Annotated in this window: 26 protein-coding genes and 1 pseudogene; 15 read left to right on the forward strand and 12 right to left on the reverse strand. The window is 70.0% G+C overall.

Features of this window, described 5'->3' with window-relative positions; all coding sequences use genetic code 11:
* Nucleotides 1-6 precede the first annotated feature (6 nt).
* The gene (locus tag C6Y14_RS19805) at nucleotides 7-888 is read right to left on the reverse strand and encodes a helix-turn-helix domain-containing protein (RefSeq protein WP_107018060.1); all 882 of its coding nucleotides are present in this window, start codon (nucleotides 886-888) and stop codon (nucleotides 7-9) included.
* A gap of 244 nt (nucleotides 889-1,132) precedes the next feature.
* On the opposite strand from C6Y14_RS19805, the gene C6Y14_RS19810 reads away from it, so the two are divergent.
* Nucleotides 1,133-1,564 (forward strand): ATP-binding protein, encoded by a 432-nt coding sequence (locus C6Y14_RS19810; RefSeq protein WP_107018061.1) that lies wholly within the window; start codon nucleotides 1,133-1,135, stop codon nucleotides 1,562-1,564.
* 189 nt (nucleotides 1,565-1,753) lie between these two features.
* Entirely contained in the window at nucleotides 1,754-1,975 is a 222-nt protein-coding gene (locus tag C6Y14_RS19815) for a DUF6243 family protein (protein ID WP_107018062.1), read from the forward strand.
* Between the two features lie 71 nt (nucleotides 1,976-2,046).
* Here the strand turns inward: C6Y14_RS19815 and C6Y14_RS19820 are convergent, their stop codons facing one another.
* The 4 genes from C6Y14_RS19820 to C6Y14_RS19835 form a co-directional block, all read right to left on the reverse strand.
* The gene (locus C6Y14_RS19820) at nucleotides 2,047-2,301 is read right to left on the reverse strand and encodes a hypothetical protein (protein ID WP_107018063.1); all 255 of its coding nucleotides are present in this window, start codon (nucleotides 2,299-2,301) and stop codon (nucleotides 2,047-2,049) included.
* Between the two features lie 311 nt (nucleotides 2,302-2,612).
* Nucleotides 2,613-2,816: a helix-turn-helix domain-containing protein gene (locus C6Y14_RS19825; protein ID WP_225891166.1), complete on the reverse strand. Its 204-nt coding sequence runs from the start codon at nucleotides 2,814-2,816 to the stop codon at nucleotides 2,613-2,615.
* The gene (locus C6Y14_RS19830) at nucleotides 2,813-3,334 is read right to left on the reverse strand and encodes a hypothetical protein (protein ID WP_159074279.1); all 522 of its coding nucleotides are present in this window, start codon (nucleotides 3,332-3,334) and stop codon (nucleotides 2,813-2,815) included. Before C6Y14_RS19830 ends, C6Y14_RS19825 begins: the two co-directional genes overlap by 4 nt.
* Entirely contained in the window at nucleotides 3,331-3,585 is a 255-nt protein-coding gene (locus tag C6Y14_RS19835) for a hypothetical protein (RefSeq protein ID WP_225891167.1), read from the reverse strand. The genes C6Y14_RS19830 and C6Y14_RS19835 overlap by 4 nt, the downstream gene beginning before the upstream one ends.
* A 251-nt stretch (nucleotides 3,586-3,836) precedes the next feature.
* Here C6Y14_RS19835 and C6Y14_RS19840 point away from each other — a divergent pair, with 251 nt between their 5' ends.
* Nucleotides 3,837-4,286 carry a helix-turn-helix domain-containing protein gene (locus C6Y14_RS19840; RefSeq protein ID WP_107018066.1) on the forward strand — a complete coding sequence of 150 codons (450 nt, stop codon included), beginning with the start codon at nucleotides 3,837-3,839 and terminating at the stop codon, nucleotides 4,284-4,286.
* Between the two features lie 23 nt (nucleotides 4,287-4,309).
* Nucleotides 4,310-4,618 (forward strand): hypothetical protein, encoded by a 309-nt coding sequence (locus C6Y14_RS19845; RefSeq protein WP_107018067.1) that lies wholly within the window; start codon nucleotides 4,310-4,312, stop codon nucleotides 4,616-4,618.
* Nucleotides 4,619-4,678: 60 nt separating this feature from the next.
* Here C6Y14_RS19845 and C6Y14_RS19850 read toward each other — a convergent pair whose 3' ends face one another.
* Both C6Y14_RS19850 and C6Y14_RS19855 read right to left on the reverse strand, forming a co-directional pair.
* Nucleotides 4,679-5,539: a dihydrofolate reductase family protein gene (locus C6Y14_RS19850; RefSeq protein WP_318658062.1), complete on the reverse strand. Its 861-nt coding sequence runs from the start codon at nucleotides 5,537-5,539 to the stop codon at nucleotides 4,679-4,681.
* The gene (locus C6Y14_RS19855; RefSeq protein ID WP_107018068.1) at nucleotides 5,464-5,937 is read right to left on the reverse strand and encodes a hypothetical protein; all 474 of its coding nucleotides are present in this window, start codon (nucleotides 5,935-5,937) and stop codon (nucleotides 5,464-5,466) included. The genes C6Y14_RS19850 and C6Y14_RS19855 overlap by 76 nt, the downstream gene beginning before the upstream one ends.
* Nucleotides 5,938-6,377: 440 nt before the next feature.
* On the opposite strand from C6Y14_RS19855, the gene C6Y14_RS19860 reads away from it, so the two are divergent.
* Nucleotides 6,378-7,433: a substrate-binding domain-containing protein gene (locus C6Y14_RS19860; RefSeq protein WP_107018233.1), complete on the forward strand. Its 1,056-nt coding sequence runs from the start codon at nucleotides 6,378-6,380 to the stop codon at nucleotides 7,431-7,433.
* 495 nt (nucleotides 7,434-7,928) lie between these two features.
* Entirely contained in the window at nucleotides 7,929-8,969 is a 1,041-nt protein-coding gene (locus C6Y14_RS19865) for a helix-turn-helix transcriptional regulator (RefSeq protein ID WP_199854782.1), read from the forward strand.
* On the opposite strand, the gene C6Y14_RS19870 is transcribed toward C6Y14_RS19865, so the two are convergent.
* Complete coding sequence (locus C6Y14_RS19870) at nucleotides 8,929-9,915, reverse strand: helix-turn-helix transcriptional regulator (RefSeq protein WP_107018070.1); 987 nt, start codon at nucleotides 9,913-9,915, stop codon at nucleotides 8,929-8,931. The genes C6Y14_RS19865 and C6Y14_RS19870 overlap by 41 nt on opposite strands.
* Nucleotides 9,912-10,919, reverse strand: coding sequence for a helix-turn-helix domain-containing protein (locus tag C6Y14_RS19875; protein WP_107018071.1), 1,008 nt, complete (start codon nucleotides 10,917-10,919; stop codon nucleotides 9,912-9,914). Before C6Y14_RS19875 ends, C6Y14_RS19870 begins: the two co-directional genes overlap by 4 nt.
* A gap of 140 nt (nucleotides 10,920-11,059) precedes the next feature.
* Between C6Y14_RS19875 and C6Y14_RS19880 the strand changes: the two genes are divergently transcribed.
* Both C6Y14_RS19880 and C6Y14_RS19885 read left to right on the forward strand, forming a co-directional pair.
* Nucleotides 11,060-11,239, forward strand: coding sequence for a hypothetical protein (locus C6Y14_RS19880; RefSeq protein ID WP_213084356.1), 180 nt, complete (start codon nucleotides 11,060-11,062; stop codon nucleotides 11,237-11,239).
* Nucleotide 11,240: 1 nt separating this feature from the next.
* Nucleotides 11,241-11,576 carry a Rieske (2Fe-2S) protein gene (locus C6Y14_RS19885; RefSeq protein WP_107018073.1) on the forward strand — a complete coding sequence of 112 codons (336 nt, stop codon included), beginning with the start codon at nucleotides 11,241-11,243 and terminating at the stop codon, nucleotides 11,574-11,576.
* 185 nt (nucleotides 11,577-11,761) lie between these two features.
* On the opposite strand, the gene C6Y14_RS19890 is transcribed toward C6Y14_RS19885, so the two are convergent.
* Complete coding sequence (locus tag C6Y14_RS19890) at nucleotides 11,762-12,175, reverse strand: pyridoxamine 5'-phosphate oxidase family protein (protein ID WP_107018074.1); 414 nt, start codon at nucleotides 12,173-12,175, stop codon at nucleotides 11,762-11,764.
* Between the two features lie 150 nt (nucleotides 12,176-12,325).
* Here C6Y14_RS19890 and clpB point away from each other — a divergent pair.
* Both clpB and C6Y14_RS19900 read left to right on the forward strand, forming a co-directional pair.
* A pseudogene (gene clpB / locus C6Y14_RS19895) lies at nucleotides 12,326-14,911 on the forward strand (ATP-dependent chaperone ClpB); the annotation flags it as partial.
* Nucleotides 14,912-15,085: 174 nt separating this feature from the next.
* Nucleotides 15,086-15,613, forward strand: a complete 528-nt coding sequence (locus C6Y14_RS19900) for a YbjN domain-containing protein (protein ID WP_107018075.1) — start codon at nucleotides 15,086-15,088, stop codon at nucleotides 15,611-15,613.
* A 33-nt stretch (nucleotides 15,614-15,646) separates the two neighbouring features.
* Here the strand turns inward: C6Y14_RS19900 and C6Y14_RS19905 are convergent, their stop codons facing one another.
* A complete protein-coding gene (locus tag C6Y14_RS19905) occupies nucleotides 15,647-16,750 on the reverse strand; it encodes a glycosyltransferase family protein (protein ID WP_107018076.1) in 1,104 nt (367 codons plus the stop codon).
* A gap of 648 nt (nucleotides 16,751-17,398) precedes the next feature.
* Here C6Y14_RS19905 and C6Y14_RS19910 point away from each other — a divergent pair.
* The 3 genes from C6Y14_RS19910 (at nucleotide 17,399) to C6Y14_RS19920 (ending at nucleotide 19,293) form a co-directional block, all read left to right on the forward strand.
* Nucleotides 17,399-18,304, forward strand: coding sequence for a hypothetical protein (locus tag C6Y14_RS19910; RefSeq protein ID WP_199854783.1), 906 nt, complete (start codon nucleotides 17,399-17,401; stop codon nucleotides 18,302-18,304).
* Nucleotides 18,305-18,389: 85 nt separating this feature from the next.
* Nucleotides 18,390-19,046 carry a DUF433 domain-containing protein gene (locus C6Y14_RS19915; protein ID WP_107018078.1) on the forward strand — a complete coding sequence of 219 codons (657 nt, stop codon included), beginning with the start codon at nucleotides 18,390-18,392 and terminating at the stop codon, nucleotides 19,044-19,046.
* Nucleotides 19,036-19,293, forward strand: coding sequence for a PIN-like domain-containing protein (locus tag C6Y14_RS19920; protein WP_225891168.1), 258 nt, complete (start codon nucleotides 19,036-19,038; stop codon nucleotides 19,291-19,293). The genes C6Y14_RS19915 and C6Y14_RS19920 overlap by 11 nt, the downstream gene beginning before the upstream one ends.
* 58 nt (nucleotides 19,294-19,351) lie before the next feature.
* Here the strand turns inward: C6Y14_RS19920 and C6Y14_RS19925 are convergent, their stop codons facing one another.
* Nucleotides 19,352-20,578, reverse strand: coding sequence for a pyridoxal phosphate-dependent aminotransferase (locus tag C6Y14_RS19925; RefSeq protein WP_107018079.1), 1,227 nt, complete (start codon nucleotides 20,576-20,578; stop codon nucleotides 19,352-19,354).
* A 222-nt stretch (nucleotides 20,579-20,800) separates the two neighbouring features.
* On the opposite strand from C6Y14_RS19925, the gene C6Y14_RS19930 reads away from it, so the two are divergent.
* Both C6Y14_RS19930 and C6Y14_RS19935 read left to right on the forward strand, forming a co-directional pair.
* Nucleotides 20,801-21,097 carry a hypothetical protein gene (locus C6Y14_RS19930; RefSeq protein WP_107018080.1) on the forward strand — a complete coding sequence of 99 codons (297 nt, stop codon included), beginning with the start codon at nucleotides 20,801-20,803 and terminating at the stop codon, nucleotides 21,095-21,097.
* Between the two features lie 400 nt (nucleotides 21,098-21,497).
* Nucleotides 21,498-22,016: a DUF2617 family protein gene (locus tag C6Y14_RS19935; protein ID WP_107018081.1), complete on the forward strand. Its 519-nt coding sequence runs from the start codon at nucleotides 21,498-21,500 to the stop codon at nucleotides 22,014-22,016.
* The last annotated feature ends 94 nt before the right edge of the window (nucleotides 22,017-22,110 follow it).

A 22,110-nucleotide genomic window follows, 5' to 3' on the forward strand; every position in this document is an offset into this window, starting at 1 on the left:
GCCTCCCTAGAAGGTGTAGAGAACGTGCTGGATGAGAGCCAGCGAGTCCTTTACGGAGTGTGCATCGGGGGCCAACGATACGTCGATAGGGGGCAAGGCGTTCTCGGCGAGATGGCGAAACAGCTTCTCGTACCGCTCCAGGCTTGCCCTGTCCGCCAAGTACTGCAGGCCGACGGGCTTTTCGAGCACGACGGTGCCCAACTGCGGTAGTCCTGGGACGACGTGGACAAAGTTGCCGCTGAGGGCGGCGTACGCCGGGGCGCTGAACGGATAGACCTGGATGGTGACGTGGGGGAGTCGGGCGAGTTCGACAAGGTGCAGCAGCTGTTCGCGGGCCACCTTTGGGCCGCCGAACTGCATGTGCAGAGCTGACTCGTGGATCACCGCGTGCACCGAGGGGGGACTCTCGCGGGTGAGTACCCGCTGCCGCTCCATACGGAACTCCACGGCGTCCTCTTTGCGCTCGAAGCCCAATCCGGGGCTGGCGAAGATGGCCCGGGTGTAATCAGCTGTCTGGAGGAGTCCCGGAATGAACAGCGACTGGTGCATCCGCAGGGCGGTGCAATCGGACTCCAGCTCCGCCGTGTTGAGCGCGTCCAAGCCTCGACGCTTCTTGTGTGCGCTCCACCATCCCTTTCCTGCAGCCTCGGACATGGACACCAGTTCGTCAATGTAGGGCTTGTCTGTGCAACCGTAAGCGCGGCACAGGTTCAGTAGTCGCTCAGTCAGGATCGAGGTGCGTCCCAATTCGATGTGACTTAGCTGAGCCCGGCTCATGCCGATACGTTCAGCCCCCTCACCAGCACTCAATCCCGCTTGTTCGCGCAGGTGTTTGAGTTCGAAGCCGAGTCGTCGCTGACGTTCGCTGATGATGGTGCGCAATCCCACGGGTCACTCCTTGATGGCTCCGTCAAAGTCTGCCCTGCTCAAGGAGGTGGGTCCATCGATCCTGCAAAGAGGTTGAGATTTACATCCTCTAACAGTTACTTTAGGTGTGCTTCAGGTAACACTCTGAAGTCAGGCAACTCCCCCTGCCCACAAGCCGACAGAGCACCCGCCCCTCCACCCAGGAGCGCGCGGGCACAGCCATCGCCGGGCGCGGGCCCCCTCGACCCCGACTGGAGTCACCCCCATGGACCCCGCCCGCACCGCCGCCCACCGCCCCGCCCAACTCACCCACGACTACAGCCTCTTCGCGCCCGCCGATGCCACGTCACCCCGTGTCTGCCGGGACTTCGTGCGGGCCGTGCTGTTCACGCACGGGCGGGAGGCTCTCGTCATGCCCGCCGCGCTGTGCACCTCGGAACTGGTCACCAACGTCCACCTGCACACCAAGGGCGCCGCCATACTCCGAGTCCGCCTGAACCCGGCCCGCCTGCACGTGAGCGTCTTCGACGAGAGTCCCGATCCACCCGTCGTGGCGCGCTCCGCCACCGGGGCCGCCGCCTGCTGGGGGCGGGGGCTCGCCCTGGTCGAGGAGGTGGCGGACAGGTGGGGCGTCGCCGACGCGAGGACCGGGCGGTACGCGAAAGGCGTGTGGTTCGAGCTGCGGCCGACGGTATGAGCGCCGGGGCGGCGAAAATCTTGGTGTGCGGGGTCGGCGGAACCGGGTAACGTCTTTGACATGTTCTTCCAGACGCCGATTTACGAGTGAGAGCGTGACGGGCCCCGCTCGACGTCCTCCGACGTCACGTCGCCGCCCGTCCCCACCGACGAATCCGTAGATCACTCCACATCAGCACCGGGAGAACCCGTGACCGTGAGCAAGAACATCAACAACCCCGTGGGCCAGGGCGGCGGCCAGCGCAAGAAGCAGTCCCGCGCCGAACGGGCGAACAACGGCCCGTACCGCAACCTCGACCGCCAGGGCGCGGCCGACCAGAAGGCCGAGCTGGTGCGCAAGATGCGCGAGAAGGCCGCCGCGGACGCGGCCGAGGCCGCGCGGCAGGCCGGCGACGACAGCGCACAGAGCTGACGCAGCACACACAGCAAGGGGCAGGGCCCGGACCGCGACGCGCGGTCCGGGCCCTGCCGCAGTAACACGCGCTACCGCCCCGTCGTCTGCCACACCGTGAGTGCCAGCGCCAGGCACGACGTGGCCGCCGCCAGGGACGGCAGCGGCCAGCGGGCGCGTTCCAGGGCCTCGATACGGGCCTCGTGTTCGTCGAGGGCCTTGTCGGTCTGGTCGGCGCGCTGGAGGAGGAGTGCGAGGTCGCCCCGGGTGGTGGCGAAGCCGACGTCGACCGAACGACGCAGGCGCTCCAGTTCCAGGACGACCTCCTCGGTCTCGGTCGTCGTCATCGGGTACCTCCTGTGTCAGGTGCTCGGCACGCGTAGTTCGTCCGTCGACCGGCTCGGCGTCCTCGTCCCGGTTGACCGCCGCGAACATCCAGTTCGCCTCCGACAACCGCCGCGACGACAGTCGCCCCCGGTTTCGGGCAACACAAAGCGGCAGGTCCGCCGCCCGTCCGCCGGGCGCAGCTCTGCCGCTGCATCCAATGTGACACCGCTCGGCCGAACGTGCAACCGGCTTATGCCGCAGGGGTATTCGGGCATATGCAGGAGGGGCCTCACCGCGTGGTGCGGCGAGGCCCCTCCCGCGTACGGCGGGATCAGTGGTCGTGGCTGCGGGCGCGGTACGTCGTCCGCTCGGCCGCGAAGACGTCCTCCAGGCGGAAGAGGCGCCGGCGGCCCTGGCTGCCCGCGGACCGCAGATGGCCGCGCTGCACCCACTTGCGGATGGTCGCGGTCGTGACGCCCGCCTCGTCGGCGGCCAGCTCGGTGGTGATCAGTGGGGTGCCCAGGGAGCCGTTCACGAGGATCCTGCCTCCAGTACCCGCCGGCATGCGGGGTTGACGCATCTGATCTCGGCCCGTTCCGGGAGAGCCCGCAGGGACACGCAGTCGCACGCGGGGCAGCGGCCGGGCAGCCTTACGAGCTGTTCCGGGTCGCCGAGCGCGCGGGCGCAGCGTGCGGCCATCCGCCGCGTCTCGTCCTCGACGTGCGGAGCCAGCAGCGGGTCGGCGGCGATGCGGTCCAGCAGCCCGGCGATCCTGCGCAGCCGTACCGGCACGGACGCCGGGGGCACCGGCCGCAGCCCGAGCCGTTCCCGTACGGCCTCCTCCAGTTCGACGACCCCGTCGGTGATGTCCCGTACGGCGTCGGAGACGTAGAGGCGGACCGGAGCGGTCGTGCCGCCGACGGGCCCGCCGCCACGCCGTTCCCGCAGTCCTGTGCGGGCCGCGGGGGACAACTCGTCGACGAGGTCCGGCCACCGGCGGACGAGGGAGGCGATCCACACGGCTCCGTCCTGTTTCCCGCTTTTCCCGCTCATCGGGTGACCTCGCGTCCGTTGCGCCACAGGCGGCCACCGCTGACTCCGTCGAACCAGGTGTGCGAGGGGTCGACGACGGCCTCGCACCGCCTGCGGATCGGGCACCGGCCGCAGGCGCGTAAGACGGGTTCGGACTCGGCCGGGATCCGGGTGAACACCGAGCGTGGGGACAGGTGGGCGCAGGCGGCCCTGCTGCGCCGGTCCAGCGGTCCGGGTGTGGTGACGGCGGCCTCGGACGGTTGGTTGTGCACGTGCAACCCCTCCTCATGTATGGGAACATGTGTTCGACAGTTGCGGGCGAGCGGACAGGGTTACATGTTGCGAGCGCGTACGCAAGTGATTACGTTCCGTGAGGAGTGAAGCGGTGACGGCCTGTCAGTCCCGGTTTCGCTGCACAGAGTTACCGGCGTCGCGGAATCTCCACAGTTACGTGCGAGCGCGCACACAGACTGGCGCGTATGCGATCGGTACGCTGCCCCGGCGACGAGGGGAGAGCGGACACATGGCTTCGAGCGCGCGGGCCGGGGCCCGCACGGATCAGACGTACCGGGCCGCCGGACTGCGGGAGTTCGCCGGCTGGATCGAGGAACTGCTGCGCGCCCGGGGCTACGACATCGACAGCCCGCGCGGCGGCGGCCGTTCGAAACTGGCCGACGACGCCGGGGTGCACCGGGCCGCCGTGAGCCGGCTGCTCCAGCGGCAGTCGATGCCCGACCTGGAGACGATGCGGCGCATCGCGGCCGTGCTGGGCGTGCCTCTGCGGGAGATGCTGATCCGGTCGGGGCGGCTGACCGAGGACGATCTGCCGCTCACCGGCGACGGCCGTCCCGCCGAAGGCGAGGAGCCCCCGTGGCTCAGCCCCGAGGAGGCCGCCTGCCGGATGGGTGTCCCGCCCGAACTGCGGGAACTGTTCGCCAAGGTGGCACGGCAGTTCCTGCCGGAGGGTGCTTGACGGCGAGGGGAACGGAGCGCGGCATGGGTGAACCGGGAGGCGGCCGTGGGGCCGACGCGGAGCGCGTCGCCGACGTCGTGGAAACCGTGGGCGAACTCCTCGACGTACTGGCCGAAAAGGTGCGTGTCGCGGGCCCGGACGGCGTGCGCGTGCTCACCGAGGAGGAGTTGCAGCGGCAGCAGCTGAGCTGGTTCCGCGCGGGCTGGCAGGAACACGCCCGTGCGTCCGGACAGGAGCACGTGGCGGACCCCGCGGACCGGCCGCCGGCCCGTCTCCTGCCCTTCCCTGAACGCCCGCGGGGCCACGAACACCCTTCGGACGACGGCGGTTGACGGCGGCCGACGTCGGATGACCGCGGATGACGGCGGCCGGTGGCTCGGGGCGGGCCCCGCCTACGCTTCCGCCGCCTGGCCCTCCGCCGCCTGCGCCCCCTCGCGCGTGTAGTGCAGCAGCACCACCCCGTTGCCGAAGGCGCGGGACTCGACCAGGCGCAGGTGGGCGAGCGCGTCGGTGTCGCGGAAGAGGGGGCGGCCGTGCCCGAGGAGCACCGGGTGGACGTAGATCAGGTACTCGTCGATCAGGTCGTGGCGCCGGAACTCCGCCGCCAGCTCCGCCCCGCCGACCGCGAGGTCCCCGCCCGGCTGTTCCTTGAGCGCCCTGATGACATCGGGCGCGACCTCCCGTACGACGGTCGCGTTCCAGTCGGCCTTGTCCAGCGTCCGTGAGTAGACGACCTTCGGCATGTTCCGCCAGATCGCGGCGAACGCGCGGACGGGCTCCGGAGCGTCGGGGTCCTGGTCGGCGGTCGGCCAGTACTCCGCCATCAGTTCGTGGGAGACACGGCCGGTCAGGAAGCCGCCCAGGGCGCCGATCCGTTCGTTGAGGTGCCGGTGCAGTTCGTCGTCGACCAGGTGCCAGTCGATCTCGCGGTCCGGCCCCTCGAAGAAACCGTCGAGGGAGACGGACATGCTCAGGACGATCTTTCGCATCGCGGGCCTCACCTGGTGGGGGATCGGGAGCGGGCTGGGACAGACGGTAGCCCAGCCGCCGTCCCGCGGCGGTCCGTCCAGCAGGTCGGTGACCGCGGAGGCGCGGCGGTCCGAGTGGGCCGCCGCGCCTCCGCGTGCTCCTGCCTGCCTGCCCGCGTCGACGGCGAACGCCGTGACGACGAGAGGTCTTATCGCCGCGTCACCGAGTCCGACGGTCGCGTCATCGAGTCCGACGGTCGCGTCACGGAGTCCGACGGCCGGCATGCCGTGGGCTCGTCGAAGAGTTCCGCCAAGTCGCAGGAGAGGTCGCTCGCCCAGTCTCCGGCGTCGGCCCCGGTCCAGTCCTCCTGCTTCCCCTGCTCCTTCTCCTGGTCCTTCGCCGACTGTTCCGCGGGCTGTTCCTGCTGCTCGGCGGGGGGTTTCGGCGGGGTCTGGAGCCAGCTTTCGAGGTCGCGCTCCGTATAGGCCTCGACGCAGGCGACGATCGCCTCCTGCAGGGTGCCGGTGCCCGTGATCCCGGCCAGCCCGGTCCAGTCGACGTCGCAGGCGCCGGGGACCGGATCGGGCGCGGACCGGGGAGTGGCCGCCGCGGACGTGCCTGCCGTCAGGGCGAGGCAGCCCGCGGCGAGCGCAGTTATGAGGGACCGGGAGAGAAAGCGCATGGGAACTCCGTGGTGAAGAAACGAGTTGTCTGGTCCCAGCAAGATCCGGGAGCCGTCCCACCGCAATCCGTGCGCCGCCGATCAGGTACTCATGCTGACCCGGACGTGGTGTTCTGCCACTTTTCGCTCCCTCTCGCGACCTTCTGTCGCGTCTGTCGTTTCTGTCGCGTCGGTCGTGCGAGGGGGCGAACGAAAAGCGACGGGGAGAGTGGGGGGGAGTGCGTGGGTGATGTGGATTCTCACTCCGCGCATCCGCCCGACTTCGGCCCTGACTCTTCACAGACTTCTGTTGCGAGGTCGTTAGCAGTTACTCCTTGACGCCCCGAGAACCCCCGCGTTGTCTTTTTGTCACCTGGGCCCGCACTGTCGCCCTCGTACGGAAGGCACCTGAAGTGAACCGCGCCACACGTCGTACCGCCCTGGCCGTGACCGTCTGCTCCATGACTCTGACCCTCGCCGCGTGCGGGAGCGGTGACGACGGAGCCGAAGCGAGCCCCACCAAGGGCGACGACATCACGGTGGGCCTGCTGCTGCCGGAGAAGGCGAACTCCCGTTACGAGAAGTTCGACTACCCCATCATCAAGGAGAAGGTCGGCACGCTCACGGACGGCAAGGGCAAGGTCGTCTACGCGAACGCCGAGCAGGACGCCGACGTACAGGACCGGCAGCTGCAGAAAATGATCGATGACAAGGTCGACGTGCTGATGGTGGACGCCGTGGACTCCAACGCCATCGCCGCCGGGGTGAGGAAGGCCAAGAAGGCCGGCATCCCCGTCATCGCGTACGACCGGCTGGCCGAGGGCCCGATCGACGCGTACATCTCCTTCGACAACGAGGAGGTCGGGCAGGTGCAGGGCAGGGCGCTCGCCGACCGGCTGGACGGCGACAAGTCCCAGAAGATCGTCATGATGAACGGCGCGGTGACGGACCCGAACGCCGCCCAGTTCAAGGCCGCCGCCCTCACCGAACTGCGGAACAAGGTCACCGTCGCCAAGACGTACGACACCAAGGACTGGAAACCGGCCAACGCCCGCGCCAACATGATGGCGGCCATCTCCTCCATCGGCGTCGACAACATCGCCGGGGTGTACTCCGCCAACGACGGCATGGCGGGCGGCATCATCTCCGCGCTCAAGGCCGCGGGCGCCACCAAGCTGCCGCCCATCACCGGCCAGGACGCCGAACTGGACGCGGTGCAGCGCATCCTCGCCGGCGAGCAGTTCATGAGCGTCTACAAGCCGTACCCCGAGGAGGCGGAGACCGCCGCCGAGATAGCCGTGGCCCGCGTCCGCGGCTACGGCATCGAGTTCGACTCGCTCACCCCCGACCGGGTCTCCAGCCCCACCGACAAGAGCATCCCCGCCAGCCTCGTCCAGGTCTCCTCCCTGACCCGCAGCACCATCGAGTCGACGGTCGTCGAGGACGGCATCTACTCGGCGGAGGAGATCTGCACGGCGAAGTACCGCGCGGCATGCGAGGAACTCGGCATCAAGTAGCCGGCGCCCCCGCTTCCGACGGCCCCGCCGGGGGACAGGCGGCCCCCACCTCGCGGACCGGACCTCGCGGACCGGCCGAATTTCGGCCGGTTCCGTAGGTTGCGGCGCGTCGGACGCTCACCCACGGGGCACCCCGGCCCCACCGGACCGCTCCGGCATCACGTCCCCCGCGCCGGACAACACGTACGCGCCACAACGGTTCTCCGTGCCCCGACGCGCGCCCTGACGTCGGACGCTGTCCGCGACCCGGCCGCCGCCCGGCGGTTTCCGGCAGCTCACGTGGGCAGCGTCCCCTAGGAGTCTCCGGGGGTGCCTGGAGGAAGGGGCGCGCGCCGCCGCCCCCTACAGCTTGTTGCAACGAGTCATACGGACGTGTGCGCAAACGCGGATCAAGTGGTGCGATGAGGGGCATGGAAGCGGGGGAGCCGTGTTGCGGAGGCGGGGGACGCCGCGCATAGTTGCGCTCCGAAGAGGCTGGAACCGGGGGTTGGGGAGATGGCCGGGCACACGACGGAAGCGCATCCACACGGTGCTGACCGCCTGTGCGATGCCGGGGACCGGGTCTACTCCCGGGCGGTGCGGCGCGGCCGGGTGTCCCGCCAGGACGCCGAATCGGTGCCCTGCCTGGTCGAACTGGCGCTCCTGCACCCCGACCCCGACGACATGGGCTGGCTGGTGCCGACCTCGCCGCAGGAGGTCATGACGCGGCTGCTGCGGGAGATGCACGAGCACGTCGTCGCGACCCAGTCGCGCATGGGCGAGGCGGTGTCCGCCTTCGAGTGGTACGCGGCCCTCGGCGGCGGCGACGCGCGCTCACCCGCCGAGGGGGTGGCGATCCGGGTGCTCGACGGACTGCCCCGGATCCGGGCCGCGATGGACGAGGCGACCGAGGCGTGCACCTCCGAGGTGCTGGCGGTCCAGCCGGGCGGGATCCGCCGCGAGGACGAACTCTCCGAGGGCCTGCACCGGGCGCTCGCGCTGCGCCGCCGCGGGGTGCGTATGCGCGACCTGTACACGCACGTGGCCCGGCACGGCCAGGGCCTGCGGAACTACATGGAGCTGATGGAGGAGGCCGCGGAGGCCCGCACGCTCGACGAGGTCACCGAGCGGCTGATCGTCTTCGACCGCACGGTCGCGTTCATCCCCGCGAGCCCCGACCGCACCATGGCCCTCGAACTGCGCCACCCGGCGCTGGTGGGCTATCTGGTCACCGTCTTCGAACGGCTCTGGCGGCTGGCGATCCCCCTCACGGCGCCCCTCCCGGACACCGGCATAGAGGGCATCACCCACCGCGAACGCTCCATCGCGGCGCTGCTCGCCGAAGGGCACCAGGACGCGGTGGTCGCGGAGCGCCTCGGCATCAGCGTCCGTACGTGCCGGGCGCACATCGCCCGGCTGTCGGAGACGCTGGGGGCCGCCAGCCGTACGCAACTGGGGGTGCGGATCGCTCAGGCGGGCCTGGACGGGCCGCCGCGCGCCGCGGAACTCCAGCCGCTCACCGTTCCGAATCGTCCAGGATCCCCGAGCGACCGATGAGATAGCCGAGCTGGGCACGGCTCTCGCTGCCGAGGGTCGCCGCGAGTTTGGCGATGTGGACGCGGGCGGTGCGCACGTTCAGCCCGAGGCGCTCGGCGATGACCGCGTCGGTGTGCCCCTCGACGAGGAGGCCCGCGATGGCCTGCTGGCGCGGGGTGACGCCGTTGAGGGACGGACGCTGTACGGCGACGGGGTACATGGGCGTGGCGAGCCGCCAGAACCGTTCGAAGGTCGTGACGAAGTAGCCGACCAGCGCGGGGTGGCGGACCGCCAGGGCGAGCGTGCCGTCCTTGTTCGCGGGGATGAACGCGACGGCGCCGTCGATGGCGAGGAGGCGGTCGGTGAGTTCGTCGAGGGAGCGGGCCTCGACGTCGCCCCGCAGCTGTTCGTAGCGCGCCAGGACGTGGGGCGAGTGGCGCAGCGTGTGCTGGTAGAGGACGCGGATCCGGCCGCCGCGGTCCAGGAAGGCCTGGTCGCGGGGGAGAGCGACGACCTCCGACGCCTCCTGGCGACCGTTCGCGCGTCCGGCGCTCGTCTGGATGGAGAGGATCTCGCGGGTCGCGTCGCTCATGGCCTCGGTGATGGCCTGGTTGATCGGTCCGGTGCCGCTGAGGACGGTGATCGCGGGCGCGTCCGTCGCCGCCGGCCGGCCGGGGACTCGCAGCAGGGGTTCGAACAGCGTGGTCAGCCGGGCCTCGCGCCGCCGTTCGTCGGCGATGCGCTTCCCGGAGATCCGCAACAGCCGGTGGAGGGCCACGACCGGGGCGACCGGTTCCAGCGCGCTCAGGTCCTCGACGGCCGGGTGCAGCAGCCCGAAGTCGACGAGGCAGGGGGCTTCCGCGGCCTCGTCGGTGTGGACATGCCCCTCGCGCAGGGCCCGTTCGTACAACGCGGCTCCGGCCGCGCACAGTTCCTCCACGTCGTGTGCCGTGTGCGGAACCCTCACTCCGAGGCCCCCTCCTGCTTCAGGATTCCCGACATGGCGATCAGGTAGCCGAGCTGCGCACGGCTTCCGCTGCCCAGGGCGGTGGCGAGTTTCGCTATGTGCGCGCGGCAGGTCCGTACGTTCATGCCGAGGCGCCGGGCTATCGCCTCGTCGACATGGCCCTCCACCAGGAGTTTGGCGATGGAGTGCTGGATGTTCGTGATGCCGTCCGGAGAGGTTTCGTAGGGGGCGCCGGCGGTCAGCGGGACGGCCCGGCCCCAGACGAACTCGAAGACCTTGATCAGATAACGGACGAGGCCCGGGTGCCGCAGTTCCAGGGCGACCTGCTGGTCGTCGCGGGTGGGGATGAAGGCGACCGTCTCGTCGCAGACGATGAGGCGTTCCACCAGCTCGTCGATCGTGCGGTACTCGACCTTGCCCTCCGCGAGCTGGGCGACGTAGCCCAGCCGCTCGGGGCTGTAACGGGCCGTGTGCTGGTACAGCGTCCGTATGCGCACACCACGTTCGATCATCGGCTTGTCGCGCTCCAGCCCTTGCAGCAGGCTGCGCTCCGAACCGCGGTCGCTCGGCTGGATCGTGATCATCTCGGTCTGGCACTGGGCCGTGGCCAGGTTGAGTGCCGCGTTGATGCGGTCGCTGCCCTCCAGGACCGTGATCGAGTTGGTGGTCGTCGTCTCCTGGACCCGCAGGGCCATGAATGGCTCGAATGCATCGGCCAGCTGCATGGAGAGCCGTCTGCGGTCGGTGATCTCCCGCTCGATGGGGTTGAGCCGTTGCGCCAACGCGACCGACGGCGGTACGGGGCGAAGCCACTCCGCGTCGTCGGGATCGGGGTGAAGCAGCGCGAACTCCATCAAACAGGGAGCGGCCTCCACGTCCGTGCGTGCGATGCGACCTACTCGTAGAGCGTCTGCGTAAAGACGTCCACCTTCCTCACACAGTTCGGCCACCGAATGGGGATGTGTCGCTTTTATTCTGCTTATAGTCAAATCTCCACCCCCCAGGGTCCTGAACGTGCAGGAACATGATGCATCGATTATGTGGTCACGACGTGCCCGAATGAGCCATCGTCGTACCCGACGGGGGAAGACGGAACTTTCAAGTGAGGACGAAGCCGACTATGCGTAAGAAAATGCTTCGCTCGGTGCTTGTCGCCGCCTTCTCCGCCGTCGTGGCATTCGGAGCATTGAGCGACGCTTCTCTCGCGAAGGGTGACGACCGGGCCGACAGTCACTGGCCGGCGGCGGCGATCGACTACGAGACCGCCGGTGTGCCGGACTCCCACTGGCCGGCCCCGCCGGTGGACGACGGTTCCGGGGGCTGACATGACAACTCCTCCCGACGACCGATCCTTCCGCAGAGAAATGGCCACCGCCTACCGATCCGGCTGGCACTTCATCGACCTGGCCACCGCCATCCCCCACAGCGGTGACTCGTTGATGGTGACCGTCTTCGGAGAGCCGGTCGTGGTGACCCGGGACGACGAGGACGACGTACGGGCGTACCGGTGTCTGCGACGGCCTCGGGGGGCGCCGCAGCCGGTACGGTGCGCCATTCGGTACGGAATGATCTTTGTGAACCTCGATCAGCGCGACCATCGGCTGGACGAGCCGGAGGCCCCGGACGTACGAACCATCGCAGCCACCCCCCGCAGTGCCTGACGCGATTCCCCCGTCGTAGTAGATCGCTCAGGCGCTTCCCCCCGCAGCGGCGTCACCGTGACCTGAACACGGTGACGCCGCTGCAGTTTTCAGGCATGTTCCGGCAGTCATGTTTCAGCAGGCATGCTTCATGCCTCCCCCGGGGCTCCACAAGGGTGAAAACCGGCCTCGTGCCCTGCTGGGTGTTAGCAGTTGCCCATCGCCGCCGTCAGGTCGATCTCGATGACCACCCGGGCCGGATTGGGTGACGGCGTCCTGCTGTAGCGCTCGGCGTAGCGGCGCTCCGCCTCCGCGACCCGCTCCGGGTCCCCGGACACCGTCGCGCGCCCCTCCAGCGTCGCCCACCGCCGTCCCTCGAACTGGCAGACGGCGACCCGCATCCCGTCGGGCCCGGCGGCCAGCACGTTGCGTACCTTCTTGCTGGACCTGGAGGCGATGACCCGAGCCAGACCGGCCTCGGGATCGTATGTAACGCCGACGGGCACCACATGCGGGGTGCCGTCGGGACGGAAGGTGCTCAGGGTGCACACGTGGCGTTCCCGCCAGAAGGCGAGGAAGGAGTCGCCGGGATCGCGCGGGTTCACGGGGTACGAGGCCATGGACCGGAACCTAGCCCGTTGAAGGCGCTACGGCCCCCCGAGCCCCCTTGAGTGGAATAGACTCAACTTTGTGTACGTTGGTTGGGTCAGCCAACACCGCACGAGCACGAGCGTGAGTACGAGCAACAGCACGAGGAGGAGAACGCGAACGTGGACGCCGAGCTGACCAACAGGAGCCGGGACGCCATCAACGCGGCCAGCAGCAGGGCCGTGTCCGAAGGTCACCCCGACCTCACCCCCGCGCACCTGCTGCTCGCGCTGCTGGCCGGGCAGGAGAACGAGAACATCACCGACCTGCTGGCCGCGGTGGAGGCCGACCAGGCCGCCGTACGGGCCGGCGCCGAGCGCGTCCTCGCCGCGCTGCCCAGCGTGACCGGCTCCACCGTCGCCCCGCCGCAGCCCAACCGTGAGCTGCTTGCGGTCATCGCCGACGCGAGCGAGCGGGCCAGGGAGCTGGGCGACGAGTACCTCTCCACCGAGCACATGCTGATCGCGATCGCCGCCAAGGGCGGTCAGGTCGGCGACATACTCTCCCAGCAGGGGGCCAGCGCCAAGAAGCTGCTGGACGCGTTCGAGAAGAGCAGGGGAGGGCGCCGGGTGACCACCCCGGATCCCGAGGGCCAGTACAAGGCACTCGAAAAGTTCGGTACCGACTTCACCGCCGCGGCCCGGGACGGCAAGCTCGACCCGGTCATCGGCCGCGACCAGGAGATCCGCCGCGTCGTACAGGTCCTGTCGCGGCGCACCAAGAACAACCCCGTCCTCATCGGGGAGCCCGGCGTCGGCAAGACCGCCGTGGTGGAGGGCCTCGCCCAGCGGATCGTCAAGGGCGACGTGCCCGAGTCCCTCAAGAACAAGCGGCTCGTGTCGCTCGACCTCGGTGCGATGGTGGCCGGGGCCAAGTACCGCGGTGAGTTCGAGGAGCGCCTGAAGACCGTCCTGGCCGAGATCAAGGACTCCGACGGGCAGATCATCACCTTCATCGACGAGCTGCACACCGTCGTCGGCGCGGGCGCGGGCGGTGACTCGGCCATGGACGCCGGGAACATGCTCAAGCCCATGCTGGCCCGCGGTGAACTGCGCATGGTCGGCGCCACCACCCTCGACGAGTACCGCGAGCGGATCGAGAAGGACCCGGCGCTGGAGCGGCGCTTCCAGCAGGTGCTGGTCGCCGAGCCGACCGTCGAGGACACCATCGCCATCCTGCGCGGCCTCAAGGGCCGCTACGAGGCCCACCACAAGGTCGTCATCGCGGACAGCGCGCTCGTCGCCGCCGCGACCCTCTCCGACCGGTACATCACCTCCCGCTTCCTGCCCGACAAGGCCATCGACCTCGTCGACGAGTCCGCGTCCCGGCTGCGCATGGAGATCGACTCCTCGCCCGTCGAGATCGACGAGCTGCAGCGGGTCGTCGACCGGCTGCGCATGGAGGAGCTGGCGCTCGACAAGGAGACCGACGCGGCCTCCAAGCAGCGCCTGGACAAGCTGCGCCGCGACCTCGCCGACAAGGAGGAGGAACTGCGCGGTCTCACCGCCCGCTGGGAGAAGGAGAAGCAGTCCCTCAACCGCGTCGGTGAGCTGAAGGAGCGGCTCGACGGGCTGCGCGGCCAGGCCGAGCGGGCCCAGCGCGACGGCGACTTCGACACCGCCTCCAAGCTCCTGTACGGCGAGATCCCCACCCTGGAGAGGGACCTGGAGGAGGCCTCCGAGGCCGAGGTGGAGGCCGCCAAGGGCACGATGGTGAAGGAGGAGGTCGGCCCCGACGACATCGCGGACGTGGTCGGCGCCTGGACCGGCATCCCCGCCGGCCGCCTCCTGGAGGGCGAGACGCAGAAACTGCTGCGCATGGAGGAGGAGCTGGGCCGCCGTCTGATCGGCCAGAGCGAGGCCGTACAGGCCGTCTCCGACGCCGTACGCCGTACGCGCGCCGGGATCGCCGATCCGGACCGCCCCACCGGCTCGTTCCTCTTCCTCGGCCCCACCGGTGTCGGCAAGACCGAGCTGGCCAAGGCCCTCGCGGACTTCCTCTTCGACGACGAGCGGGCCATGATCCGCATCGACATGTCGGAGTACGGCGAGAAGCACAGCGTGGCCCGCCTCGTCGGCGCGCCTCCCGGCTACGTCGGCTACGAGGAGGGCGGCCAGCTCACCGAGGCGGTGCGCAGGCGCCCGTACAGCGTCGTGCTCCTGGACGAGGTGGAGAAGGCGCACCCGGAGGTCTTCGACGTCCTGCTGCAGGTCCTGGACGACGGGCGGCTCACCGACGGGCAGGGCCGGACGGTCGACTTCCGCAACACCATCCTGGTCCTCACCTCGAACCTGGGCAGCCACTTCCTGGTCGACCCCGTCACGAGCGAGCAGCAGAAGAAGGAACAGGTCATGGAGGTGGTGAGGGCTTCTTTCAAGCCGGAATTCCTCAACCGGCTCGACGACCTCGTGGTCTTCTCGGCGCTGAACAAGGCGGAACTGGAACGCATCGCCAAGCTCCAGGTCGGCCGTCTCGCGAAGCGGCTCGCCGAGCGCAGGCTCACCCTGGAGATCACCGACGAGGCGCTGGCCTGGCTCGCGGACGAGGGCAACGACCCGGCGTACGGGGCCCGGCCGCTGCGGCGGCTCGTCCAGACCGCCATCGGTGACCGGCTGGCCAAGGAGATCCTCTCCGGCGAGGTCAAGGACGGCGACACGGTCCGCGTGGACGCCTTCGGCGACGGCCTGATCGTCGGACCCGCGACGGGACCCGTGACGGTCGCCGCGGAGGGCCCGGCGACAGGCGGCACGGAGGGCCCGGCGAGCGGCCCGGCGCTCGGCAAAACGCTCTGAGCGGAATTCCGTCACCGGCGGGGGCGGGGGTTGCGGGCCCCCGCCCCGGATGGGAGAGGATGGCGGAATCCGTACGAAGGGAAAATCACGGTGAGCATCGACCCGTCCTCGATTCCGAACTTCGGGGGCCAGCCAGAGCCGAACCCCGGCGGACCGGCGGGCCCCGTCGTCCCGGATCAGGACCTTGTGAAGCAGCTCCTGGACCAGATGGAGCTGAAGTATGTCGTCGACGACGAGGGAGACCTCGCGGCGCCGTGGGAGCAGTTCCGTACGTACTTCATGTTCCGCGGTGAGGACGACCAGCAGGTCTTCTCGGTGCGGACGTTCTACGACCGGCCGCACCAGATCGACGAGAAGCTCCACCTGCTCGAATCGATCGACGACTGGAACCGCCGCACGCTGTGGCCCAAGGTCTACAGCCACACGCACGACGACGGCACCGTCCGCCTGATCGGCGAGGCGCAGATGCTGATCGGCACGGGCGTCAGCCTGGAGCACTTCGTGTCGTCGACGGTCAGCTGGGTGCGGGCCGCCATCGAGTTCGACAAGTGGCTCGTCGAGCAGCTCGGCCTGGAGCAGGAGATCGACGACGCCGAGAAGCCCCAAGAGGACGAGTAGTCCGCACAGCGGCTGTCCTCACGTCACAGCACGTCACAGCGGCTTGTGGGCGAGTACGACCAGATACGCCCCGTACGCGAACGAGAGCCCGGCCAGGGCACCGACCACCAGGGTCGCGTGCCAGGGCCGGGCTCTCGCCGTCCGCGCCAGCGCGCACGCGAGCGGCAGCAGCAGCGGGAACGCCGGCAGCAGGAACCGCGGCTTGCACTCGAAGAACCCGGCGCCGCCGGCCGCCACGAACAGCAGCACGCCCGCGTAGACCAGCAGCGGCGCGGGAGCGCGGTCCGCGAGCAGCAGCCCGTACAGCAGGAGCGCCGCCGCGACGATCACCATCGACATCGGGAAGACGAGCAGGTCGCCCTCCAGCAGCAGATGCCGTACGAAGCGCAGCGCGTCCAGGCCGAAGTCGAAGCGCGAGCCCCACAGCCGCTGCACCTCGAAGTACCCGCCGAGCGGATCGCCCTGCCGCCGCCCCACCCACAGCACGTACGCCACCCAGCCGAGCGGGGCGAGCGCCGCGCCCGTCCACAGCCTGTGGGTAACTTTTCCGCGCCGCCGGTACAGCTCGTACGCCGCCGCCGCGAGGACCGCCGCGGCCACCGCGAACCCGTTCGGCCGGGCCAGCCCCGCGCCCGCCGCGAGGACGCCCGCCCACACCCACCGGCCCGTGAGGACGGCGTACAGCGACCAGGCCGCGAAGGCGGTCAGGACCGGCTCCGTGTACGCCATCGACAGCACCACGGAGTGCGGCAGCAGGCCCCACAGCAGAACGAGGGCGGTGGCGACGGCCCGGTCGTGCAGCCGGGCCCCGATCGCGTAGATCCCGCAGGCGGCGACCCCGGCGGCCGTCCACGACACCAGCAGCCCCGCCGCCGGGCCGCTCAGCGGAGTCAGCTCGGTGACAGCCCGCAGCAAGCCCGGATAGAGCGGGAAGAACGCCAGGTCGCTGTGGACGACGTCGGGATGGAACCGCAGGCTGCGGCCGTAGCCGTCCCCGGCGATCCGCAGATACCAGATGGAGTCCCAGGACCGCCCGAGCAGCAGGACGGGGTGCTCGCCGACCGCCCAGGCGGTCAGGGCCACGGCCGCGGCACCCAGCAGCCGGGCCGCCACGAACAGCCCGAGGGCTGTACCCATCGTGGCGGTAAGCGCCCGACGGCGGCGCCGCGGCGGACGCTCGGTCCCGGCGGGTGGCGTGACGGGGGAGGGCGCGAGGGTTCGTGCGAGGGTCACATCAGAAGATTGCGGGCAATTGCCACCTTTTGCGAGCAACGCGCGCCCGAGCGGGTCCGATTCACCCCGATATTCCACTGCTACGGCGCGCCGCCGTGACAGCCGTGACAGCTGTGACAGCTGTGACAAAAAGGCGCCCGGCTCTGCTCGGTCTTCCCCCTCGCAAGGCGCTGTGCTTCGGCACCGCCTCCCGGACCGCTTTTGCAGGCGAGTTGAAAGCCGGTCCCCACCGTCCCTGAGACGACCGGACCCCGGCGGCGGTCCACGTTCCGGGTTTGCCGGGCCCTTGTCCGCGAGGGTCCGGCAAGCCACTGACCTCCTGAAAGAACCGGGGGAAAGAACTACCCGCCCACCCGCCCTCCCCGCGCGGGAAGCCCGCGTCACCCGTCCGAGTGACCGGCTTGCAGCAGCGAGATCCGGGCGGCTACGTTCGCCGCGACAACCGCAAACAGATACGGCCCCCGGCCGGGACTGGCATCCCGAACGAGGGCCTGACCGCCAGGAAGTAACACCTTCCTGATGGCTACCAACCAGGAAGAGAAAAGCTTCCCGATGGCTGATTCGCAGTCTAACGCGCGCCTGCGCGCCGACGCCGGAACTCCGACTTCCGGCGTGATCCGTGTACGCACCCGCCTCACCGCCGACTTCACCGTCCTCGCCAACGCCCTCGCCCAGCGACGCGGCAGCGCGGTCACGATCGGCGTCGCGGCGTACATCTCCTCCCTGCCCGACGGTTCCTCCGTGACGATCACCGCCCTGTGCGAGCACTTCAGTGAGGGCGAGATCCTGATCTCGCGAGCGCTCAGGGAACTCGAAGCGGCCGGATACCTGGAGCGCCGCCGCGAGCGGACGCCCACCGGGCAGGTCCGTACCCGGACGTACTTCTACGACGTCCCCGGCGGCGTACCGAATCCGGACGGCCCTCCTGAGCCGCCCAGGCCACCCCGGCCCCGTAAGCAGGTCCCTGTCGCGGAGGCGGTTCCGCCCGCGCGGGAAGCGATGCGGGGGACAGCACACCCGCAGGTAACCGCCGAGGCCGAGCGACCGCCCCCGCTCACCGACACCGCCACCGCCAACGACCCCCGAGCGGTCGCAGTCCTTGCCGCTCTGCGCCGGATCGACCCCCGCCTCGTGCTGTCCGAGCAGGAGGCAGCGCGTCTCGCCCCGGCCGTCACCGAGTGGCTCGCGGCGGGCCTTCTGCCCACGCACATCACGGACCACCTCACCGCACGGCTCCCCGACACCTTCCTGACCCGCCCGGCCGGCCTCCTCGCCTACCGGCTCAAGGAGACCCCGCTCGCCGCCCCGCCCGTACGGCTCGGAAGCCCGGAGGTCCCCGTACGGCCGTCGTTCGTACCCCTCCGGAACTGTGACGGCTGCGACCGGGCCTTCCGCGCGCCGCAACCGGGCCGCTGCCGGGACTGCCGCTCCCAGGAGCCATTGCGTGCGGCCTGCTGAGCCGATGGCCCGCCGTGCTGGCCACCCGCAGCTGGGAGGCTTGATGTGGCACGATGCGAAATCCGGCGCCAAGAGGAGGTGGGGCATGGTCGACAGGTTTCAGGACGGGCTGCTGACGCCCGGGGAAACGGCCTCCTACCTTGAGATTCCGCAGTCGACTCTCAGCTCGTGGTTGCAGAACAAGGCTGCCGGAACACCACTGGTCCACCAGGTCGAGCCGGTGCGGGCGGGACAGCCTTCTGTGCCGTTCATCGCGGTGGCCGAGGCGCACGTCCTGCGTTCCCTGCGTTCTCTCGGACTTCGTATGAGCGAGATCAGAGAAGCGGCAGCCGCTGTACGGGACGCCTTCGACACCCCGTACGGGCTGGTGTCCCAGCGGATCGCGACGGACGGCGTGGACATCTTCGTCGAGCACGGTTGGGGGGATCTCCGCAGAGCCCGCGACGGCCAGGTCCCCATCCACGAAGTGGTCTCCGACTACCTCCGCTACCTCACCTGGGAACCGGGCGACGACTTTCCCTCCAGCCTGCGGCTGAGGCAGTACCCGGACTCCGTCCCCGTCGTGATCGACCCCAGGTTCGGCCACGGTCTCCCCGTGGTGGCCGCGAACCGGGTCGCGGTCCGGGCCATCACCGACCTGTGGGAGGCCGGGGAGACCGTCGAGGACATCGCGTACGACTACGACATGACGCCCGAGCAGGTGGACGCGCTCTGCCGGGCAGTGGTGCACCTTGCCGCCTGAGTTCTTCCTCGACCGGTCCTGGATCCCGCTGTCGAAGGACGGGCGGATCAAGACGCGGGACCTGGAGATCCGGCCCGTTCTGGAACGTGAGGCGGTGCTGTTCTACCTGGACAACCAGCAGCTTCCCAGCGCCGAGATGGTGCAGCGACTCGTCGTGAGCCGGGACGCGATCCACCGGGCCGTCGAGAAGGGCGGCCCGGCTGCGTACGCAGTGCGGCACGACCGCATCGAGCGCACCTGGCCCTGACGGGCGGGCCCTTCGTGGGAGAGCCCGCCTGCGTCCGGAATCACTTCGCCATGTGCGACTACGCCACCGTCGCGAGCGTCTTGAGGCGGCTGACCGCCTCCTCCAGTACAGAGGTCTGCTTGCAGAACGCGAAGCGGACGAAGGGTGCCCCGGCGTCCCGGTGGTCGTAGAAGACCGCGTTCGGGATCGCGACGACCCCGGCCCGCTCCGGAAGCGCCCGGCAGAACGCGAAGCCGTCGCTCACGCCCAGCGGCCGGATGTCGGTCGTGACGAAGTACGTCCCGGCGGGCGTGAAGACCCCGAAGCCGGCCTCCGCGAGCCCCGCGCTCAGCAGGTCCCGCTTGGCCAGCATGTCCGCGCGGAACGCGTCGAAGTACGTGTCGGGCAGCGCCAGTGCCTCGGCGACCGCGTACTGGAAGGGCCCCGAGGACACGTACGTGAGGAACTGCTTCGCCGAGCGGACCGCTGTCACCAGATCGGGTGAGGCGGTCACCCAGCCGACCTTCCAGCCGGTGAACGAGAACGTCTTGCCCGCGCTTCCGATGCTGACCGTGCGCCCGCGCATCCCGGGCAGCGTCGCGAGCGGTACGTGCTCGGAGCCGCCGAAGACCAGGTGCTCGTACACCTCGTCGGTGACGACCAGCAGATCCCGCTCGACGGCCAGCTCGGCGATCGCGGTCAGCTCCTCGCGGGTGAGGACCGTGCCGGTCGGGTTGTGCGGGGTGTTGATCAGCAGCAGCCGCGTGTTGTCCGTGACCGCGTCGCGCAGCTCGTCGAGGTCCAGCCGGAACCGCCGCCGCACGGCCCCGTCGGCCCCGGTCTCCTCGTGCGGCCGCAGGGTGACGGGCACGCGGGTGCCGCCCGCCATCGCGATGCAGGCCGCGTACGAGTCGTAGTAAGGCTCCAGCGCGATCACCTCGTCGCCGGGCTCCACCAGGGCCAGCAGGGTGGCCGCGATGGCCTCGGTGGCGCCCGCCGTGACGAGGACCTCGGTGCCGGGGTCGTACGTCAGCCCGTACCGGCGCTCCTGGTGCGCGGCGATCGCCGCACGCAGCTCGGGGACGCCGGGCCCCGGCGGGTACTGGTTCCCGCGCCCGTCGCGCAACGCCCGCACGGCCGCCTCCCGGACCTCCTCGGGCCCGTCCGTGTCGGGAAAACCCTGCCCGAGATTGATCGAGCCGGTACTCAGGGCGAGAGCCGACATCTCGGCGAAGATCGTCGTACCGAACTCGGCGAGACGGCGGTTGAGAAGGGGGCGGCGTGCACTGGAGGTCATAACGGCCATCCTGCGCTCAACCTCTGGAGTTGCTCAACTCTGCTTTGGTCCGTGAGACGAGAGGGCATCCCCCTCCCACGCGAGACGCACACCTGGGTGGGCGGCAGGAATCGCGGCAGGAAGCACAGCAGAGATCAGACAGCAGGGATCACGGCAGGAAACAGACAGCAGACAGACGAGAAGCAGAGCCCACGGGGGGCCGCTTCGGGGGAACGGAAGGAGGGTGGCGCCATGGTTATCGGCATCATCCTGGCGTTGTTCGTCGTGGGGTTCGTGGTGGTGATGGTCGTGCGGAGCGCATCCGGCGGCCGGGGTCGCGGTCGTGGCCGGGGGCGTTCGCGCCGTGGCAGCGGCAGCGCGAGCGGCAGCTGGTGGGCCGGCGGAGTGGCGGGCGGGGGCGACAGCGGCTCCTCCTGTTCGTCGGGCTCGTCGGGTCACCACTCCTCGTGCGGCGGCGGGAGTTCGTCGTGCGGCGGCGGTTCGTCCTGCGGGGGCGGCGGCGGGGGCGGATGCGGCGGAGGCAGCTGACACGGGGCGGCTGAGCTCCGGGCGGCGGCTGAGCTCCGGGCGGAGGCCGGGCTGCGGGTGGCAGCCGGATCCGCGCGATCGCGTCCGGTCGTATGAGCGCCCTTCGGGAGGCATCTCCCGGGGGGGCGCTTCGTCGTTGTGGGGGCGTGAAGCTGTTTGCGAGCCCCCCAGGGGCGCACTTTCTGGTTGAACAGTTGAGCTGTGGAGCCCTCGGGGGGATGGAAACCCTACGAAGTTGGGTAAAAACGCTGTGGCGGACGCGCCGTTCATGATTCCCTCGTATCGCCGACGCAGACCCCGGAACAACCTTCTGACCTGGCCGACCGGGCCCGGATCACCGCCCGGCGCCGACCGGGGTGCGACGGACCGATCCCACCCTTGCGTGCAGCGGAGCCGACCCATGCTCACGACCCTCAACACCGCCTACACCGACACGCGCGCGGCCGACCTCGCCTGGGCCCTCGGACGCGAACCGCTGCCCGCGCTCGCCACCCTCGACATCGAACTCGCCGACGCGAAACTGCAGTTGAGACTGCTGGGCGCGTCCCACCAGGTGCTCCTTGAGGAGGACCGGGGCACCTGTTCGGAGACCGTCGCCTGCATCGCGGGCAGCAGTTCACCGCTGCCGCTCGGCGTCGCCAAGCGGGCGGGCGACTGGGAGTACGAGTTCGCCGCGCGCGTGGAGACGCTGTCGCGCGGGTCCTTCGCCGGCCGGGCGCAGGAGTTGCTCGCCCTCGTCGCCGACCATCCGAACGGTCTCGCGGGGGTCTTCCCCGGCAGTCCGCACGCCTTCACCGCGATGCTCGCGCAGCGCCACGAGGGCCAGGTGCACTGGCGTACCTGGCACGCGTACCCCCAGGAGGGCCAACTGGTCGCCACCCGCACGAAGGTGGGCGTACGGGTGCCCGTGCCCCTCTAGGCAGGTCCAGGGCGGGTTCCGGGCAGGTCAACGGCGGGTTCCTGGCAGGTCCAGGGCAGGCTCCGGGCGGGTTCCGGGAAGGGGCCCCGAAACG

The organism is Streptomyces dioscori, from assembly GCF_003024195.1.
In the GTDB taxonomy this organism is placed as follows: domain Bacteria; phylum Actinomycetota; class Actinomycetes; order Streptomycetales; family Streptomycetaceae; genus Streptomyces; species Streptomyces dioscori.

Excerpts from the sequence above, each read along its gene's own strand:
- C6Y14_RS19810 (WP_107018061.1), top strand. The coding sequence starts at position 1,133 with ATGGACCCCGCCCGCACCGCCGCCCACCGCCCCGCCCAACTCACCCAC.
- C6Y14_RS19820 (WP_107018063.1), bottom strand. The coding sequence starts at position 2,301 with ATGACGACGACCGAGACCGAGGAGGTCGTCCTGGAACTGGAGCGCCTG.
- C6Y14_RS19830 (WP_159074279.1), bottom strand. The coding sequence starts at position 3,334 with ATGAGCGGGAAAAGCGGGAAACAGGACGGAGCCGTGTGGATCGCCTCC.
- C6Y14_RS19840 (WP_107018066.1), top strand. The coding sequence starts at position 3,837 with ATGGCTTCGAGCGCGCGGGCCGGGGCCCGCACGGATCAGACGTACCGG.
- C6Y14_RS19845 (WP_107018067.1), top strand. The coding sequence starts at position 4,310 with ATGGGTGAACCGGGAGGCGGCCGTGGGGCCGACGCGGAGCGCGTCGCC.
- C6Y14_RS19850 (WP_318658062.1), bottom strand. The coding sequence starts at position 5,539 with ATGCCGGCCGTCGGACTCCGTGACGCGACCGTCGGACTCGATGACGCG.
- C6Y14_RS19855 (WP_107018068.1), bottom strand. The coding sequence starts at position 5,937 with ATGCGCTTTCTCTCCCGGTCCCTCATAACTGCGCTCGCCGCGGGCTGC.
- C6Y14_RS19860 (WP_107018233.1), top strand. The coding sequence starts at position 6,378 with ATGACTCTGACCCTCGCCGCGTGCGGGAGCGGTGACGACGGAGCCGAA.
- C6Y14_RS19865 (WP_199854782.1), top strand. The coding sequence starts at position 7,929 with ATGGCCGGGCACACGACGGAAGCGCATCCACACGGTGCTGACCGCCTG.
- C6Y14_RS19885 (WP_107018073.1), top strand. The coding sequence starts at position 11,241 with ATGACAACTCCTCCCGACGACCGATCCTTCCGCAGAGAAATGGCCACC.
- C6Y14_RS19890 (WP_107018074.1), bottom strand. The coding sequence starts at position 12,175 with ATGGCCTCGTACCCCGTGAACCCGCGCGATCCCGGCGACTCCTTCCTC.
- C6Y14_RS19905 (WP_107018076.1), bottom strand. The coding sequence starts at position 16,750 with ATGGGTACAGCCCTCGGGCTGTTCGTGGCGGCCCGGCTGCTGGGTGCC.
- C6Y14_RS19910 (WP_199854783.1), top strand. The coding sequence starts at position 17,399 with ATGGCTGATTCGCAGTCTAACGCGCGCCTGCGCGCCGACGCCGGAACT.
- C6Y14_RS19915 (WP_107018078.1), top strand. The coding sequence starts at position 18,390 with ATGGTCGACAGGTTTCAGGACGGGCTGCTGACGCCCGGGGAAACGGCC.
- C6Y14_RS19925 (WP_107018079.1), bottom strand. The coding sequence starts at position 20,578 with ATGGCCGTTATGACCTCCAGTGCACGCCGCCCCCTTCTCAACCGCCGT.
- C6Y14_RS19930 (WP_107018080.1), top strand. The coding sequence starts at position 20,801 with ATGGTTATCGGCATCATCCTGGCGTTGTTCGTCGTGGGGTTCGTGGTG.
- C6Y14_RS19935 (WP_107018081.1), top strand. The coding sequence starts at position 21,498 with ATGCTCACGACCCTCAACACCGCCTACACCGACACGCGCGCGGCCGAC.